The 17,984-nt window shown below is 71.2% G+C and carries 13 protein-coding genes; 6 read left to right on the forward strand and 7 right to left on the reverse strand.

Going from position 1 to position 17,984, the window contains the following annotated elements:
- Positions 1–323: 323 nt before the first annotated feature.
- Entirely contained in the window at positions 324–1,613 is a 1,290-nt protein-coding gene (locus SACE_RS35525; RefSeq protein ID WP_011875330.1) for a glycosyltransferase 87 family protein, read from the forward strand.
- Positions 1,614–1,677: 64 nt separating this feature from the next.
- Here the strand turns inward: SACE_RS35525 and SACE_RS35530 are convergent, their stop codons facing one another.
- Positions 1,678–3,132 (reverse strand): hypothetical protein, encoded by a 1,455-nt coding sequence (locus SACE_RS35530; RefSeq protein ID WP_011875331.1) that lies wholly within the window; start codon positions 3,130–3,132, stop codon positions 1,678–1,680.
- Positions 3,133–3,357: 225 nt separating this feature from the next.
- Positions 3,358–4,272, reverse strand: coding sequence for a hypothetical protein (locus tag SACE_RS35535; RefSeq protein WP_009945770.1), 915 nt, complete (start codon positions 4,270–4,272; stop codon positions 3,358–3,360).
- Between the two features lie 244 nt (positions 4,273–4,516).
- Here SACE_RS35535 and SACE_RS35540 point away from each other — a divergent pair, with 244 nt between their 5' ends.
- On the forward strand, positions 4,517–5,695 hold the full coding sequence (locus SACE_RS35540) for an AI-2E family transporter (RefSeq protein ID WP_009945769.1): 1,179 nt from the start codon (positions 4,517–4,519) through the stop codon (positions 5,693–5,695).
- Positions 5,696–5,732: 37 nt separating this feature from the next.
- Here SACE_RS35540 and SACE_RS35545 read toward each other — a convergent pair whose 3' ends face one another.
- Positions 5,733–6,872: a diguanylate cyclase gene (locus tag SACE_RS35545; RefSeq protein ID WP_009945767.1), complete on the reverse strand. Its 1,140-nt coding sequence runs from the start codon at positions 6,870–6,872 to the stop codon at positions 5,733–5,735.
- Between the two features lie 210 nt (positions 6,873–7,082).
- On the opposite strand from SACE_RS35545, the gene macS reads away from it, so the two are divergent.
- Both macS and SACE_RS35555 read left to right on the forward strand, forming a co-directional pair.
- On the forward strand, positions 7,083–8,321 hold the full coding sequence (gene macS / locus SACE_RS35550; protein WP_081468292.1) for a MacS family sensor histidine kinase: 1,239 nt from the start codon (positions 7,083–7,085) through the stop codon (positions 8,319–8,321).
- Positions 8,318–8,992, forward strand: a complete 675-nt coding sequence (locus tag SACE_RS35555; RefSeq protein ID WP_009945764.1) for a response regulator — start codon at positions 8,318–8,320, stop codon at positions 8,990–8,992. Before macS ends, SACE_RS35555 begins: the two co-directional genes overlap by 4 nt.
- 33 nt (positions 8,993–9,025) lie before the next feature.
- Here SACE_RS35555 and ptsP read toward each other — a convergent pair whose 3' ends face one another.
- Positions 9,026–10,663 (reverse strand): phosphoenolpyruvate--protein phosphotransferase, encoded by a 1,638-nt coding sequence (gene ptsP / locus SACE_RS35560; RefSeq protein ID WP_011875335.1) that lies wholly within the window; start codon positions 10,661–10,663, stop codon positions 9,026–9,028.
- Between the two features lie 211 nt (positions 10,664–10,874).
- Here ptsP and SACE_RS35565 point away from each other — a divergent pair, with 211 nt between their 5' ends.
- A complete protein-coding gene (locus tag SACE_RS35565) occupies positions 10,875–11,249 on the forward strand; it encodes a hypothetical protein (RefSeq protein ID WP_009945761.1) in 375 nt (124 codons plus the stop codon).
- 332 nt (positions 11,250–11,581) lie between these two features.
- On the opposite strand, the gene SACE_RS35570 is transcribed toward SACE_RS35565, so the two are convergent.
- On the reverse strand, positions 11,582–11,917 hold the full coding sequence (locus SACE_RS35570; protein ID WP_009945759.1) for a glutaredoxin family protein: 336 nt from the start codon (positions 11,915–11,917) through the stop codon (positions 11,582–11,584).
- A gap of 194 nt (positions 11,918–12,111) precedes the next feature.
- On the opposite strand from SACE_RS35570, the gene SACE_RS35575 reads away from it, so the two are divergent.
- Entirely contained in the window at positions 12,112–12,822 is a 711-nt protein-coding gene (locus SACE_RS35575) for a TetR/AcrR family transcriptional regulator (RefSeq protein ID WP_009945758.1), read from the forward strand.
- 22 nt (positions 12,823–12,844) lie between these two features.
- Here the strand turns inward: SACE_RS35575 and SACE_RS35580 are convergent, their stop codons facing one another.
- Both SACE_RS35580 and leuS read right to left on the reverse strand, forming a co-directional pair.
- Positions 12,845–14,806: an acyl-CoA dehydrogenase family protein gene (locus SACE_RS35580; RefSeq protein ID WP_009945757.1), complete on the reverse strand. Its 1,962-nt coding sequence runs from the start codon at positions 14,804–14,806 to the stop codon at positions 12,845–12,847.
- Between the two features lie 176 nt (positions 14,807–14,982).
- Positions 14,983–17,850: a leucine--tRNA ligase gene (leuS, locus tag SACE_RS35585; protein ID WP_009945755.1), complete on the reverse strand. Its 2,868-nt coding sequence runs from the start codon at positions 17,848–17,850 to the stop codon at positions 14,983–14,985.
- Between the last annotated feature and the right edge of the window lie 134 nt (positions 17,851–17,984).

The raw sequence follows: 17,984 nt of genomic DNA on the forward strand, positions 1-17,984 counted from the left end.
CAAACGGAGCAGTCCGTTCGAGCCTCCCCTTCCGATGGGTCCGAATTCAAGGGCACAGCTACCACCCGTAACGGTGGTATTACGGAACCGCGCATGACCCAGGGTCAGTGGGTGTCCAGCCCTCCGCGCGACCTTGCTCACCCGATCCTGCGATCTTGGCGGGGAACCGGGCGCGTCTGCCGGGTTTCCCGCGGGCGAAAACCCGTCGGACACCGCCGCCGCGCGCACGGATACCGCGCCGGTGCCGACCGCCCGGCCTCTACCCTTGTCGGGGCCGCCGAGGCGCGGCGGCAGCGGCGAAGACCTGATGGGGAGATGTGCCGGTGACTGGAGCCGAACCCGCCGAGCGCGGCCTGCGAGAGCGGTTGCGCGAGCAGCGCCCACTGCTGGTGGTGATCGCGGTCGCCGAGCTGATCGCCGTGATCCTGGTGTCCACCATCAACCCGCACGACCACATCGACGGCGAGGTGTACCGGCTGGGCGCGAAGGCGCTGCTGGCGGGCCGGGACGTCTACGGCGACCTGCCTGCCACCGAGTCCGGGCTGAGCCTGCCGTTCATCTACCCGCCGTTCGCCGCGATCCTGTTCGCGCCGCTGGCGCTGGTCCCCAAGGTCGCCTCGACGGCGGCGATCATGCTGGTCAGCCACCTCGCGCTGCTGGTCACGCTGTACGTGCTGCTGAGCGCGTCGACGTTCCTGGTCGCCCACCGGGACAAGGTGCTGCTGGTGACCGCGGCGGTGCTGCCGCTGGCCACCGTCACCGAGCCGGTGATGGAGACGCTCACCTACGCCCAGATCAACATCGTGCTGATGGCGCTGGTGGCCGTCGACTGCCTGTGGCGGGTGGACGGCGATCGCAGGCTGCCCTACCCGCGCGGGCTGCTGATCGGCATCGCCGCCGGGCTGAAGCTGACCCCGGCGGCGTTCCTGCTGTTCCTCGTCCTGCGGCGGGACGGCCGCATGATCATCACCGCGGCCCTGACGTTCGTGGCGACCGCGCTGCTGGGCTTCGCGGTGACCTTCGCCAACGCGCGCGAGTTCTGGACGCGCGAGGTGTTCTCCACCAGCAACGTCTCGTTCGGCCCCAAGTTCACCGGTGACGCCACGGTCTACGCGGGCAACCAGTCGCTGCGCTCACTGCTGACCAAGCTGGGGGTGCCTGCGCCGACGGTGTTCTTCGTGCTGCTCGCCGCGGTGGTGCTGGCGCTGGCGGTGGCCGGGATGGTGCATGCGATCCGCCAGCGCGACCTGCCGATGGCGGTGACGATCAACGGGGTGCTGGCGCTGCTGGTGTCGCCGATCTCCTGGTCGCACCACTGGGTGTGGGCGATCCCGGCGCTGCTGCTGCTGGCGGGCGGCGCCTTCACCCGGCGGGACTGGGCACTGCTGCTGGCCACGACGCTCGCGGCCGGGTTCTTCACCCTCGGCCCGCACTGGAAGGTGCCGCAGGGCCAGGGCAAGGAGCTGCGCTGGAACTTCTTCGAGCACCTGATCGGCAACTCATACGTCTACTTCGGCCTGGCGTTCCTGGTCTACTGCGCCGCGCTCTGGTGGCGGGGCCGGCGCGGCGCGGCGGCCGTGCAGCCGCAGGCGAGTGCGACACCGGTGGGCTGACCGCGAGAACGACGTGAAAAAGCCGGGGCGGGAGTTCTCCCGCCCCGGCTTTTCGCCGTCGTGATCAGATGCGGCTGAACACCACGGTGTCGACCAGGTCCTCGTTCCGGCGCGGCTCACCCGCCGGGAGGGGCATGCCGGTGCGCACCGGCATCAGGTTCGGCACGGTGCTCCAGTCCGCGGCAGCGGCGAAGTCCGACGGGGCGTCCAGCAGCGGCAGCGCCATGCCGGTCAGCTCGCTCGGCTCGAGAGCGGAGCGGAACGGGTTCTCGGTCACCATGCGCTCGACCGGCAGCGCGGCCGTCAGGTCGTCGACGGTCATGACCTCGACCGGGGACGCGGCGGGGTTGGTCGAGAACACCGAGCGCGGAGCGGCGTCGCCGGACAGCGCATCGGCGATGCGGTTGACCGTGGGCGTCGAAGTCGAGCCGCCGCCGAGGGCGTGCAGCTCGCCGAGGGCGGGCAGCGGAGCCTCGACGGGGTCACCGCTGCGGCCCGTGGCGCCGTGCGGGTCGAGGCTGAGCAGCGCCATCGGCGGCAGGGACGGCACGTCGGCGGCCGCGTCCTGGTGCTCGCCCGGCACGGTCAGCGGGATGATGTCCTTGGGCGACGCATGCGGGACGGGCTTCGGCGCCTCGAGCGAGTGCTCGACCAGGCGGTGCGGCACGTCGATCAGGTGCTGGTCGGCGCCGGGCAGCTCGGCGGAGGTGAGGTCCAGCTCCTCCTCGGGCTCGAGCAGCGGCGCCGAGAGCGCCTGGCTGCGCTCCCGCGCCTCCTGCCACAGCTCGACGATGCCGTCCGCGCGCTCGAAGTGCTCGACCACGGCCGGGTCCGAAGTGGGGATCACGAGCTCGTGAGCGACATCCTGGCCCGCACCCGGTCGAAACGCACCCTCCTGGAGGTGGTGCGCGCCGCTCTGCACGACGTCACCGATCGGGCCCGTCCAGCTCAGCGAGCGGTGGAAGCCCTCGGCCGGGGTGCCGACCGGACCGTGGCCGCGCTCCGGCTGCGCGCCGTTGGGCAGCAGTCCGAAGAGGACGTTGGACTGACCGCCGCGCATGTCGACCGCGCGGGCCTCGGTGGTGTCGGCGACCCAGCCGGCGAGTTCCATGCGGCGGACCGGCTGCTGCTCGGGAATCCAGTGCGAAGCGCCGAGGCTGGGCATCTCCTGGGTGGGTGCCTCGTCGATGGCGGCCACCACGTCGCGCAGCGGGTCCAGGGTGCCGAGCATGGTGGTGGTGCGGGCGTCGGCGGAGCGGTGGTCGACGAGCGGCCTGTTGTAGACGACCGTGTCCGAGGAAGCGGACTCCTCGGGGAACAGCTCCCCTGCGAAGCACGCTTGGTGCCGGGGCGTGTCTTCGCCGAAGCCGTCGATCGCGGGCGGCAGCAACGACTCTCCCAGAGACGAGGCCGGACGGTCCGGGCAGGTCTCGGCGGCCGATGCGACCCCCGTTCCAGCGGCCAGCATGCCACCGGTGACCAGCGCGGCTTGCACACCGCGCTTCGCCCAAGTCTGCATGTAACTCTCCTCCAAGATATTTCCCCACGAGGGGGATGAAAATCAACTGTCAGGGGGATGCCGTCACCAGATGTTGATCACGTCTGCGCGGCTGGTGGTCTTGCCGGGAACCCGACCTCGGCATTCGCCCGCAAAGGCGGCCGGGCGCTCAATTCCCCGGGAAATCAAATGGAATATGACAACGCGCATATGTCACGCCGAGTCGGCGGACCTGGGAGGGCGATGTCAGTCGGGCGTGATGCCGGGCTGCGGGACCGGCCTGCCGGTCAGCGCTGGTGCGGCGCCGCGTGCGGGCACGCGGATGAACGCCGCGGCACCGCTCGGACCGCTGGGGTGCCAACCGATTCCGACACCGTTGTGGTGCCCGTCGGCGGCTGTGCCGCTCCCGGTCGAGCCGGGCGCGGAGACTGGAATGGTGAAAGGCCGGGGCTGGACCGGGATCTGCCGCGAACGCGGCGTTTCCGAATCACCGTCGGCCGAAGCCGGTTTCCCGCCCTGGCTTTCGGAGCTGGGTCGCGCAACGCGCTCGGCAGCACCCGGATTGTCCACAGTGGCCGGAGAGGGAGCTGCGGGCTGCAGCGCCGGGCCGGTGGCCGGCGGGAGCTGCGGAGCCCGCACCGGCGACTGGTCGTGCTGCGCCGGGAACTCACCGCGCAGCAGCAGCGGACGGCTCAGCTCGGCGAGCTCACGGCCGACGGTGTGCGACACCTGCTCGGCGCGCTGGCCGGAGGCCGTCACCGCCGAGTCCGCGACCCGCTGCACCGGCTCGACGGCGGTCTCGTGCAGCGCCTGCGCGACCGGTTCCGCCGCCGGGACGAGCAGCTCGCGCGCCCCGGACCCGTCGACCAACGCGGACCCGTCGACCAGACCGGACCGGGCGACCAGCGCGGCCGGGTCGAGCTCGGGCAGCCCGAAATCCGACGGGCCGTCCGCGACCGCGGGGATGAGCCGGTGCTGCCCGCCGACGACGTCCTCGACGGCAGGCAGCGGCAGGAGCGGTGGGAGTTCGACGGCCTCGGCCGGCGATCCCACCAGCCACGCGGCGGAAGAACCCGCGACCGCCGCGCCCGCGACGACCAGCACCCGGGAGAGCAACCGCAAGCCGCGGTCACTCCGCGGTTCCCGGTCGGCTTCCGGCATCTGGTCTCCGCCTCCTCGGCGTCGCTGCTGGCGGCCATGTGACGGGCGTGCCCTGCGGCTCGGCCCGTGCGCCCTGGTGGGTGCCGACGGCGAGCCTGCCAAAGCAGGGCCGGATTCCGCATCCGCAGCGCGACAACATCGCTACATCGTGTGATCGCGTGCGCCTGCGGAGTGCTGCGGCTCACCGGCCGTGGATCGTCTTTTCCTCCTCCGGCGGGGCCGCTCCCGGCGATACGGTTGCGGTGTGAGCGATTTCAAGATCACGGGCCCGGACGACGCGGCCGGCGCGATCCCCCGCCCGCTGCGGGTCGGCGCGGCGCTGAGCTGGCGGCTGCTGGTGATCCTCGGCGCCCTCTACGTGCTCGGCATGATCGTGTCGCGGCTGTTCGTCGTGGTGATCCCGGTGGCCATCGCGCTGCTGCTGGCGGCGCTGCTGGCACCGGCGGTCGGCACCCTCGCGCGGTACCGGGTGCCGCGGGCGCTGTCGACCGCGGTGGTGCTCGTCGGCGGGCTGGGCGTGGTCGGAGGCGTCCTCACCTTCGTGATCAACGCCTTCATCGAGGGCTTCCCGCAGCTGCAGGCGCAGGTCGTGCTGAGCCTCAACGGCATCCGGGACTGGCTGTCGACCGGTCCGCTGCACCTCAACGACCAGCAGATCACGACCTACGTCGAGCAGGCCGAGGAGTGGCTGAAGAACAACCAGGCGACCCTGACCCAGGGCGTCACCAGCGGTGTGCTCACCACCGCGGGCACCTTCGGCAACTTCCTGACCGGCCTGCTGCTGGCGCTGTTCACGCTTATCTTCTTCCTCTACGACGGCCGCCGGGTGTGGCTGTTCGTCATCCGGATCGTGCCCGCGGAGAACCGCGACCGCATCGACCGCGCGGGAAGCCGCGGCTTCGCCTCGCTGGTCGGCTACGTGCGGGCGACTGCGCTGGTGGCCGTCGTCGACGCGCTGGGCATCTGGATCGGCCTGGTCGCCGTCGGGGTGCCGCTCGCGGTGCCGCTGGCCGCTCTGGTGTTCCTCGGCGGGTTCGTGCCGATCGTCGGTGCGGTCGCCTCCGGCGCGGTCGCGGTGCTCGTCGCGCTGGTGACCAACGGCTGGATCGCGGCGCTGATCGTGCTGGGCGTGGTGCTGGCGGTCCAGCAGATCGAGGGCAACGTGCTGCAGCCGCTGCTGCTCGGCCGTGCCGTGCAGCTGCACGCGCTCGCGGTCGTGCTGGCGATCAGCGTCGGCGTGGTCATCTCCGGCATCATCGGCGCGCTGTTGGCCGTGCCGCTGGTGGCCGTGCTGAACTCCGCCATCCGGTCGCTGACCTCCGACGAGGCCGAGGGAGAGCTCCCGCCGCCGGAGTCGGAAGAGGAGGTCGAGCCGGAAGGCCCGGCCGAACCGCCGGAGTCCGACGGCAAACCGTCGTCGTGACGGCGGAGTCGTGACGGCGGAGTCGTGACGCCGGTCGTCAGGCCATCGTGACCGCGTTGCGCCCGGCCGCCTTGGCGGCCAGCAGCGCCGCGTCCGCGGCGACCAGCAGGTCCGACAGCTCGTAGCCGAACCGCGAGGTCGTCGCGACGCCGATGCTGACGGTCAGGTCGTTGAGCTCGCGGTAGTTGCCCTTGATGTCGCGCGCCGGTACCGACAGCGACGCGGTGGAGATGCGCACCCGGTTGGCGACCGTGCACGCGATCTCGGAGTTGGCGCCCGGCAGCAGGACCACGAACTCCTCACCGCCGAACCGGCCGACGACGTCCTCGCGCCGCACGCTGCCCCGCAGCATCAGCGCCACCGCCGCGAGCACGGCGTCGCCGGCCATGTGGCCTATCTCGTCGTTTACGCGCTTGAAGTGGTCCAGGTCGAGCAGCAGCACCGCGGTCGGGTGCGAACGCGCCCGGGCGCGGGCCAGCTCCACGCGGGCCAGCCGGTCCCAGTGCATCGCGTTGGCGAGCCCGGTCTTGCCGTCCCGCTGCGCCGAACGCCGCCACTGCGGCAGCTGGCTGGCCAGGTCGAGCAGCGCCAGCGGCGGACCCGCCAGCAGCGCGCTGGCCGGTTCGGCGACCAGCGCGATGGCCAGCAGCCCGCCGAGGCTCGCCGCGACGATCCCCAGCAGCACGTCGATCGGATCCCCCAGCACCTCCTGGCGCGGCGCCGCCGGGTTGCGCAGCCGCAACCCGATCGCCACCACCAGCGCCCGCACCACCAGCAGCACGGCACCGACCAGCACGAACTGCACCGGCGACCAGCCGGGATGCTCCCAGCCCGCGACCCAGCGGGCGGAGAACACCGCGATGGTGGTCGCGGCGGTGGTGAACATCCAGCGGTGCAGCTCCGGCCGGACGTCGAGCACCCCGTGCAACGCGGGTCCGAGCAGCAGCAGGACCAGCAGGTTCGGCGGCAGCGTCAGCACGCCGGCGGCCAGGTACGTGATGTGGATCGTCCACGGGTTGCGGCGCACCTGGTGGCGCATGGTGATCGACACCGAGGTCGCCACGATGACGGTACCCGCGGTGATCGCCAGCATCGTGAACATGATGAGGTCGCGTTGCTGCGGTGGCCGCGAGGTGGCCACGACCGGAACGACCAGACCGAGTGCCGATGCCTGCACGAGAAGTACGTAGACCAGTGCCGGTGGACGAAGTCTCCACAACAGCCATCCCCCCATGAAGCCTTCTCACCTCCCCCAGGCGAGCTTGGCACAGCACCCCATCCGGCAGAAGGGCACGAACCGGGGCCATTCGGGTTGAGCCGGACGGTGATCACAAACACGCAGAGTGCCTATTCCGGCGGTCTCGGTACTCACGCGCAGTGAGGCAGGATGTTGCAGTTGGAAGGAGCCGCAGACGTGTCCACAGCGCACACATCCCCCACGCCGGGGCACCCGACGTCGTCGCCGCAGCCCCGCGTCACCGACGGCCGCTCACCCATCTGGCGTGCGCACAACGCATTTCGGGTGGTTACGTTCCTGTACGCGTGCGTGTGGTTCGCCGTCCAGTACCGGGACTACGTCCGGCCCTGGCTCGCGGTGGCGATCCTCGCGGTGATGCTGCTGTGGACGGTCTTCACGATCTGGCGCTACCGGAAGCGCTCCGGCCGCACCAACAAGCTGGTGTTCGCCGACCAGGTGCTGGTCACGGCGCTGGTGCTGCTCTGCGAGTTCGTCATGAGCGAGCCGTCGATGAAGAACGGCGACCCCTCCGTCGTCAGCGTCTGGCACGCGACGGCGATCACCGCGGCGGCCGCCCAGTGGGGCCTGGTCGGCGGCGGGATCTCGGGTGTCGTCGCCTCGGGCTGCAACTTCCTCATCCGGTGGACCGTCACCCCGGCGATGTGGATGGACACCCTCCTGATGGTGGGCACCGGCCTGCTGCTGGGGATGGCGTCGGACACCGCGCGCCGGTCAACCGAGCGGCTGGCCCGCGCGCTGCGCGCGGAGGCCGCCACCGCCGAGCGGGAACGGCTCGCGCGTTCCATCCACGACAGCGTTCTGCAGGTGCTCGCGCGGGTGCGCAAACGCGGCAACGAGCTCGGCGGGGAGGCCGCCGAACTGGGCAAGCTCGCGGGAGAGCAGGAGATCGCGCTGCGTTCGCTGATCGCGACAACGCCGCCGGACCCCACCGAGGACGGCGAGACCGACTTCGCCGCGCAGCTCCAGGTTCTGCGCACCGGCAAGGTGCAGGTGTCGGTGCCCGCGACGCAGGTCATGCTGCCCGAGCAGGTCGGTTCCGACCTCTACGCCGTGGTGCGGGAGGCGCTGGCCAACGTGGAACGGCACGCGGGCGAGGACGCCAAGGCGTGGGTGCTGCTGGAGGACCTGCCGGAGGAGATCGTGCTCAGCATCCGCGACAACGGCCCCGGGATACCCGACGGCAGGCTCGACGAGGCCGCCGCGGAGGGCCGGATGGGTGTCGCCCAGTCGATCCGCGGCCGGATCCACAGCCTCGGTGGCACGATCACGCTCGACACTGCCCCCGGAGAGGGCACGGAATGGGAGGTACGGGTCCCTCGCGGCGACGGCGCGGGCCCTGCCAAGCGCCGCGAAGGAGGACAACGATGACCGAGCCGCACGTCTCCGTGATGGTGGTCGACGATCACCCGATGTGGCGTGACGGAGTGGCGAGGGATCTCCAGGAGCGCGGCTTCGAGGTGCGCGCGACCAGCGGGGACGCCGTCTCGGCGCTGCGGATCGCGCGCACCGTGAAGCCGGACGTGGTGCTGATGGACCTCAACCTCGGGGACACCTCCGGGGTCGAGGCGTCCCGCCAGATCACCCAGGAGATCCCCGGCACGAGGGTGCTGGTGCTCTCGGCCAGCGGCGAGCACAGCGACGTGCTCGAAGCGGTGAAGGCCGGCGCGTCGGGCTACCTGGTCAAGTCCGCGTCGGTGGACGAGCTGGTCGACGCGGTGCAGCGGACCGCGGCCGGGGACGCGGTGTTCACGGCGGGGCTCGCCGGCCTGGTTCTGGGCGAGTACCGGCGGATGGCGGTCACGCCGGACTCCGGAGACCGCGCGCCGCAGCTGACCGACCGGGAGACCGAGGTGCTGCGGCAGGTCGCCAAGGGCCTGACCGCCCGCCAGATCGCCAACAAGCTGGTGATCTCGCACCGGACGGTGGAGAACCACGTGCAGTCGACGCTGCGCAAGCTCCAGCTGCACAACAGGGTTGAGCTCGCGCGCTACGCGATCGAGCACGGCCTCGACCAGGAGGCCGACCCGGACCAGCGGTGAGGGTGCGCGGGCCGCCGTCGGCGGCCCGCCCCGTCAGCCCAGCGCTTCCCGCGCCCGCTGCCGGGCCTCGGCCGGGTCGGCTGCGCCCAGCGCCGCTTCGGCCGCCCGCCGACAGGCGTCCAGCGAACCGCCGGCGACGGCCGCTCCGACGCCGGTCACCGCCGCCGGGACCATCGACAGGCTGGTGACGCCCAGCCCCACCAGGACGCGGGCGAGCAGCGGGTCGGCGGCGGCCTCGCCGCAGACGCCGACCGGCTTGCCCAGCTCGGCACCCGCCTCGCCGACCATCCCGACGAGCCGCAGCAACGCCGGCTGCCACGGGTCGTTGAGCGCGGCCAGCGCGCCCGCCATCCGGTCGGCGGCGAAGACGTACTGGGCCAGGTCGTTGGTGCCGATGCTGACGAAGTCGACGACCTCGAGGATCTCCCGCGCGCTGAGCGCGGCGGCGGGGACCTCGATCATCACCCCGGCCCGGCCGAGACCGGCGGCGCGCACCCGCCCGGCGAACCACGCCGCTTCCGAGGCGGTGGAGACCATCGGCGCCATCACCGACACGTCGGCGCCGGAGTCGGCGGCGGCACCGGCGATCGCCTCGAGCTGGCGGTCGAGCACGCCTTGGCGGTCGAAGGACACCCGCACACCGCGCACTCCGAGCGCCGGGTTGGGTTCCACACCCATGTTGAGGAAAGCCAGCGGCTTGTCCGCCCCGGCGTCGAGGGTGCGCACCACGACCGGCCTGCCCGTGAACGGTGCGAGGATCGCGCCGTAGGCCGAGCGCTGGGTCGCCACCGGCGGCTCGTCGTCGGCGGCGAGGTAGCAGAACTCGGTGCGGAACAGGCCGACGCCCTGCGCCCCGGCCTCGACGGCGGTGCGGGCATCGGCGACCGACCCGATGTTGGCCACGATATTCACCGCGTGGCCGTCGGCCGTGGCACCGACGCCGTTCCACTCGGCGGGCGCGCCCCGCTGGGCGGCTTCGGCAGGCACCGCGTCGTCGAGCGTCTCGACCTCGCCGGTGTCGCCGTCGACGACCGCGCCGGCGAACCCGGTGTCCTCGAACAGCCCGCGCACCGCGACCACTGCGGGGATTCCCAGCGCCCGCGCGAGGATCGCGGTGTGGCTGGTCGGCCCGCCTTCCTCGGTGACCAGCGCGAGGACCATGGCGGGGTCGAGGTCGGCGGTGTCGGCGGGCGCGAGGTCGTGGGCGACGAGGATGCTCGGCTCCTCCAGCTCCGGGACGCCTGGCGGGGTGATGCCGAGCAGCTCGGCGATGATCCGGTCGCGCACGTCCTGGACGTCGCGGGCGCGCTCTGCCATGTAGCCGCCCGCCGAGCGCAGCGCGTCGGCGAAGCCGCCTGCCGCTTCGTGGACCGCGCGCGCCGCGGACAGCGAGCGGCTGGTGACGAGCTGTTCGGCCTGGCTGGTCAGCGCGGGGTCCATCGCCATGGCGGCGGTGGTTTCCAGGATCGCCTTGGCGTCGCCGTCGACGCGCGAAGCGCGCTGGAAGAGGCGTTCGCCGACGGCGTCGGCGGCGGGGCGGATGCGGGCGGCCTCGGCCGCGGGGTCCGCCGGCGCGGGTCCGGAGGCGGGTTCCGGCAGCGGCTCGCTCACCCTGGCGACCGGTCCGGAGGCGCGGCCGGAGCTGACTCCGACACCACTCAAACGAGACATGGTCTAGACCATACCTTCCAGTGTTCCACCTTGGGACGATCGTAGGCACGCATCAACCGTTCGGCCCGCGCGCGACGCACACGCTGCGCATTCGCTACGACGTCAGTGGTTCTTACGTCACTCGTACAGAGCAAGGCCTGCATTACCGATGAGTAACGCATGAGTAGGCGTACGGATCCCCGGGGCCACCCGGAAGCAGCAATCTTGGGTCATGGCACAGCACCACGGAGCACCAGCCGCGATCGCCGAACCGACCCCGAACTCGATCACCGGTGAGATCGACCGCGTCACCGCGATGCTCGCGGTGATGAGCCGGACCGGAGGCGCGGCGGAGCCGGACAGACCGGATCCCCGAACCGACCGGGAGCGCAGAACCAACGCACAGGACGAACTTCCGCCGACCAGAGATGAGGTACCGCAGATGCACGTGCCCATTCCAGGAGAACCGGTCGACACGAGCTTCGCCGACCAGCGCCGGAACGCCGGTGCCGCCGACCCGTTCCACGAGGCCGAGGAGGAACACCGCCGCAGCAGGAGGTTCCACGCCTCCTCCGGCCGCATCGGCCCCGTTCTCGTGATGGCCTGACGTAGCTCGGACCGGGGGGTTTCGAGCCGATCAGCACATCGAGGGACCACTGTGGAGGATCGTGTCCGGTGGGTTCTGCGTCCCACCCACCGGACACCTTTCACTCCGGAGACGCGATACGGCCGTTCGCGTCCACCCGTTCGAGGGTAATTTGCGGGCACCCCGCATCTTTTCGGCCCCGTCGAGCGTCAGACTCTATTAGTTGATGCTCGTCGGTATCGCGCCACCGACGATCTCAACAAAGCCGGGAGCCGACCGCAACGCCCCCCGTGCGGTCGGCCCCTGGTAGTTCTCCAGGCGCCGCGGCGGATTCCGCCAGCGGCGCTTTTCGTTCAGCCGTGCGTGCTGTCCTTGGACTTGGAGAATCCCAGCGCGTTGAGCGCTCCGCGCACCGCCGAAGGCCGCTGCGCGGGCAGCAGTTCCGGGGCGTGTTGCGCGACCGCCTCCAGCACGGCCCGCGACGACGGGTTCACCGCCGACCACGACCCGACGACGACGGTCGGCACCGTCTCGTTGCCGTCGGCGATCGAGCGCACCACCGCCGCCGCTTCCGGGTCCTGCCAGATGTCGACCTCGGTGAACTCCAGGCCTTCCCGCCGGAGCCCGGCGCGCAGCGACGTGCAGAACGGGCAGCCCGGGCGGGTGTACACGACGACTTCCTGCGACACGGCTCTCCTCTTCTCTGCCGGCTTGCGCGTCCGGTGGGCCAACGGTCCGGCTCGGACGGATATTCCAGCGGTCGCCGGGTGGGACGCTCCCACCGGCCCCGACCATTAATGGCGTCAACTTTGTGAACATCGTTAATCGAGGTCGTTCGCTACTGTAGCCACCCGGCACGGACACCGAGACGATGGAGCGGCAGATGACCGAGGTCACCCGGCGCGAACGGATGCGGGCGGCGACCGACCAGGAGATCCGCCACCACGCACGCGCACTTCTCGTCGGCCACGGACGCGACGCGGTCACCCTGCGCGCCATCGCACGCGAGCTCGGCATCACCGCGCCGGCGCTCTACCGCTACTACGACTCGCGCGAGGACCTGCTGCGCACCCTCTGCGACGACATCTGCACCGACCTGGCGGCAGTGCTCTCGGCCGGCCTCGAACCCGCCGACGCCGACTACCGCGAGCGGGTCTTCGCGGTGTGCCGGGCGTTCCGGCAGTGGGCGCTGGAGCACCCGCAGGAGTTCTCGCTGGTGTTCGGCAGCCCGCCCGCCGAGACCGACCGCCGCTCCGGGCAGGACCAGTTCGCCGGTGTCTTCCTCCGGTTCGTCGGCCCGCTGATGGCCGAAGGCGTGTCGCAGGACAACCTGGCGTCGGTGCCCGACGCGGGTCACCTCGACTTCTCGCGCGAGCAGCGGGAACTCGCCGAGGCGTTCGCCGCCAAGGGGATCGAGGTGCCGCCGGAGGCGCTGCGGCCGGAGGCCGTCTACGCGCTGCTGCGCTGGTGGGTCCGCCTCTACGGGCACGTCGCGCTGGAGGTGTTCGGGCGGTTCCCGTTCGACCTCAACCACGCCGACATGCTTTTCGACTCGATGCTCTCGGAACTGGCCCGGGAGATCGGCCTCCAGTAGTCGACAAGGGTGGCCCGGCAGGTCAGCCCTCGTCGTACGCCCGCTGCGCCTCCTGGCGGCCGGCCTCCGCACCGGTGGCGATCGGGGCGGTCAGCCACTGGTCCGGGATGCCGAAGGACTCGACGAGGTCCACCGCGTGCGGCCGCAGCCGGCCGCACAGCGCGTTGACCGCCTCGGTGACCGACTTGGCCCGGCGCGAGTTCAGCCGCTCGTGCTCCAAAAACCAGGCGCGGTCCTCCTCCACCGTGGACAGCACGTACAGGTCGCACAGCCGCTCCAGCACCGCCGCCGTGTCGCGGTCGCGGCACCGCTCGATGCCCGCGACGAACGCTTCCAGCACGACCCGGTCGACGTGCACCCGCGCCGCCTTCAGCACGTGGTCCTGAGCGTTGTTGAACACCTCGAACGGGTCGGCGTCCTTGCCCGTCGCCCGCCGCAGCCGCCGCGCCAGTCCGTCGAGCACGTGCTTCTCGCGGTCGTCGAACAGGCGCAGCTGCCAGCCCCGGTCGAAGATGACGTTCTCGTCGTCCTTGCCCGGCGCGGCGTCGGCGAGCCGCTGCACCAACGGCCGCGCAGCGGTGCGCTCGATGACGGCGCCGACGAACTGGTCGGCGACGAAGCGGGCCATGCCCAGCGTGCCGATGTCGTCGAACTGGTCCTTGTAGTTGGTCAGCAGCCCCTTGGCGACCAGTTGCAGCAGGACGGTGTTGTCGCCCTCGAAGGTGGTGAAGACGTCGGTGTCGGCCTTGAGCTGCGGGAGCTGGTTCTCCGCCAGGTAACCCGCGCCGCCGCAGGCCTCGCGGCAGGTCTGGATGGTCTGCGTGGCGTGCCAGGTGGTGACCGCCTTGAGCCCGGCCGCCCGCGACTCCAGCTCCCGCTGCGCGCGGGCGTCGTCGGAGCTCTGCATGTCGTGCAGGGTGCTGACCAGCTCCTCCTGCGCGAAGTGCAGCGCGAACGACTTCGCCAGCGCGGGCAGCAGCTTGCGCTGGTGGGCCAGGTAGTCCAGGACGACGGTCTCCTCGCCGGTGCCGGGCCGCTCGAACTGGCGGCGCGCGTCGGCGTAGCGCAGCGCGATCCGCAGCGCGAGCTTGGCGGCACCGCCCGCGGTGCCCGCCACCGAGATCCGGCCGCGGATCAGGGTGCCGAGCATGGTGAAGAACCGCTTGCTCTCGTTGGCGATCGGGCTGGCGTAGGTGCCGTCCGGTTCGACGTCGCCGTAGCGGTTGAGCAGCGCCTCGCGGGGGACGCGCACGTGGTCGAAGGTGAGGCGCCCGTTGTCCACGCCGTTGAGACCGGCCTTGCGGCCGCAGTCCTCGATGTGCACGCCCGGCAGCGGGTTTCCCCGCTCGTCCCGGATCGGCACCAGCAGCGCGTGCACGCCGTGGCGGTCGCCTCGGGTGATCAGCTGTGCGAACACCACCGCCATCCGGCCGTCGCGGGCGGCGTTGCCGATGTACTCCTTGCGCGCCGCCTCGTGCGGGGTGTGGACGACGAACTCCTCGGTCGCCGGGTCGTAGGTGGCGGTCGTGCGCAGGCGCTGGACGTCGGAGCCGTGGCCGGTCTCGGTCATCGCGAAGCAGCCCGGCAGTTGCAGGTCCATGATCCGGGCCAGGTAGCGGTCGTGGTGGCGGTCGGTGCCGAGCGCGACGACCGCGCCGCCGAACAGGCCCCACTGCACACCGGCCTTGACCATCAGCGACAGGTTGCCGGACAGCATCTCCAGCGAGACGACCGAGCCGCCGGTGTCGCCCTGGCCGCCGTGCGAGAGCGGGAAGCCCAGTCCGGTGATCCCGCTCTCGACCAGCAGGTGCAGCTGCTCCAGCGTCCGCGCGCGGTGGGACTCGGTGTCGAGGTGGTCGCCGGGGGAGAGGTCGACGCCGGTCAGGGCCCGCCGCACGTGGGTCCGCACCTGCGCCCATCGCCCGTCGAGCAGTTCGGCGAGTTCGGCGCGATCGAAGGAAGCCGGGGTCTTCGGGACGTCCATGGGCCCTCCAAAGGTAGGCGTCGACACCGCCGAGCGTAGTTACCCGTCGGTAACCTCGCTATGTGATGCCGCACGCCCTGCGGCAAGCGGCGTCGTCACCCTGTCTACCGCGAACGGGGCTCAAGAACGGAAACGCCGGATCATCCGCGGATGACCCGGCGTTGTGCGGCACGTGCTCAGCCGACCACGTTGACCAGCCGGCCCGGCACCACGATGACCTTGCGCGGCTCGCGGCCGTCCAGCGCCGCGACCACCTTCTCGTCGGCCAGCGCCGCCGCCTTCACCTCGTCCTGGCCCGCGGAGGCCGGGACGACGATCCGCGAGCGGACCTTGCCGTTGAACTGGATCGGGTACTCGACGGTGTCCTCGACCAGGTACTGCTCGTCGGCCTCCGGGAACGGACCGTGCGCCAGGCTCCCGTCGTGGCCCAGCTTCGACCACAGCTCCTCGGCCATGTGCGGCGCCAGCGGAGCGACCATCAGCACCAGCGGCCCGACCACCGCACGCGGCGCGCCCGTCGCCGAGTACTCCTTGGTCAGCAGGTTGTTCAGCTCGATCAGCTTGGCCACCGCGGTGTTGAACCGCAGCTCGCGGTAGTCCTCGCGGACCCCGGCGATCGTCTTGTGCAGCGCGCGCAGCACCTCGATCGCGGGCTCGTCGTCGGTGACGCGCAGTTCGCCGGTGTTCTCGTCGACGACGTTGCGCCACAGCCGCTGCAGGAACCGGTGCGAGCCGACGACGTCCTTGGTCGCCCACGGCCGCGAAGCGTCCAGCGGGCCCATGGCCATCTCGTACAGCCGCAGCGTGTCCGCGCCGTAGGCGTCGGCCATCTCGTCCGGGGAGACGGAGTTCTTCAGGCTCTTGCCCATCTTCCCGTACTCGCGGCGGACCTCCTCGCCCTGGAAGAAGAACTTCCCGTCGCGCTCCTCCACCTCCTCGGCGGGGACGTACACGCCGCGCGAGTCGGTGTAGGCGTAGGCCTGGATGTAGCCCTGGTTGTACAGGCGCCGGTAGGGCTCCTCCGAGGACACGTGGCCCAGGTCGTAGAGGACCTTGTGCCAGAAGCGGGAGTACAGCAGGTGCAGCACGCCGTGCTCGACGCCACCGATGTAGAGGTCCAGGCCGCCCGGGTCGTCCGGACCGTGCAGCTCCGGACGCTTGCCCATCCAGTACCGCTCGTTGGCCGGGTCGACGAACGCCTGGTCGTTGTCCGGGTCGATGTAGCGGAGCTGGTACCAGCACGAACCGGCCCACTGGGGCATGACGTTGGTGTCGCGCTCGTAGTTCTTGAGGCCGTCGCCAAGGTCCAGCTCGACGTTGGCCCACTCGGTCGCCTTGGCCAGCGGCGGCTCCGGCCTGCTGTCGGCGTCCTCCGGGTCGAAGGTGCGCGGCGAGTAGTCGGCGACCTCGGGCAGGACCACGGGCAGCTCCGACTCCGGCAGCCCCAGCGGGATGCCGTCGGAGTCGTAGACGACCGGGAACGGCTCGCCCCAGTAGCGCTGCCGCGCGAACAGCCAGTCGCGCAGCTTGTACTGGACGGTGCCCGAGCCGTGCTTGTGGGACTCCAGCCACTCGATGATGGTCTTCTTGGCCTCGTCCAGGTGCATGCCGTTGAGGTCCAGGCCCACGTCGGGGTTCGCGGAGTTGATCCGCGGGCCCTCACCGCTGTATGCACCGCCCTCGAAGCCCTCCGAGGGCTGCACGGTGCGCACCACCGGCAGGCCGAACGCCTCGGCGAAGTCGAAGTCGCGCTGGTCCTCGCCGGGCACCGCCATGATCGCGCCGGTGCCGTAGCCCATCAGCACGTAGTCGGCGATGAACACCGGCACCTGCTCGCCGTTGACCGGGTTGGTGGCCCAGGCACCGGTGAAGACGCCGGTCTTCTCCTTGTTCTCCTGGCGGTCCAGGTCCGACTTCATCGACGCCGCGCGGCGGTACTGCGCGACCGCCTCGGCCGGCGTGGCCGCGCCGCCGGTCCAGCGCAGGTCCGGGTCCTGCGGCCACTGCGCCGCGGTCAGCTCGTCGACCAGCGGGTGCTCCGGCGCCAGCACCAGGTAGGTCACGCCGAACAGGGTGTCGGGCCGGGTGGTGAAGACCTCGATGCTGCCCGCCGAGCCGTCCAGCGGGAACACCACGTTGGCGCCCTGCGAGCGGCCGATCCAGTTCCGCTGCATCGTCTTGATCTTGTCCGGCCAGTCCAGCCGGTCCAGGTCGTCGATCAGGCGGTCGGCGTAGGCGGTGATCCGCATCATCCACTGCTTGAGGTTGCGGCGGAACACCGGGAAGTTGCCGCGCTCGGTCAGCCCGTCGGCGGTGACCTCCTCGTTGGCGACCACGGTGCCCAGGCCCGGCGCCCAGTTCACCGGCGCCTCCGACAGGTAGACCAGCCGGTACGAGTCGATGATCCGGCGCTGCTCGGTGCGCGACAGCTCCGCCCACGGGCGGCCGTCGGGCGTCGCGCGCTCACCGGCGGCGAACTGCGCCTCCAGCTCGCTGATCGGGCGCGCGCGGTCGGCGTCGGTGTCGTACCAGGAGTGGAAGATCTGCAGGAAGATCCACTGCGTCCAGCGGTAGAACGGGATGTCGGTGGTGGCGACCCGGCGGCGCTCGTCGTGGCCCAGCCCCAGCCTGCGGATCTGGGTCAGGTACCGCTCGATGTTCTTCTCGGTCGTGGTGCGCGGGTGGGTACCGGTCTGCACCGCGTACTGCTCGGCGGGCAGGCCGAACGAGTCGAAGCCCATCGTGTGCAGCACGTTCTTGCCCAGCATCCGGTTGAAGCGGGCGTAGACGTCGGTGCCGATGAAGCCCAGCGGGTGCCCGACGTGCAGGCCCGACCCCGACGGGTACGGGAACATGTCCTGGACGAACAGCTTCTCGTCGCTGACCTCGCCCTTCAGCGAGCCGGCCGGGTTGGGCGCGTGGAAGGTGCCGAGCTCCTCCCAGCGCCGCTGCCAGCGCTGCTCGATCTCGGCTGCGGTCTGCGCGGTGTACCGGAACCGCGGGACCTCTTCGGTGTTCGTCGAGCCCTCTGCCTGGCCACTCATGGTGTGCGTACCTTTCCTGCCTTCTCGCCCGAACGCGCGGATCGTGCCCTCTAAGTGTGCCGTCCCCGGAAAAAGCGAAACCCCCCAGCCCTACCGGGCGTGAGGGGTCACCGCGTCGAAGCGTCGTCAGCGGA

Origin of the sequence: Saccharopolyspora erythraea NRRL 2338 (assembly GCF_000062885.1) — a bacterium.
Lineage (GTDB): Bacteria > Actinomycetota > Actinomycetes > Mycobacteriales > Pseudonocardiaceae > Saccharopolyspora_D > Saccharopolyspora_D erythraea.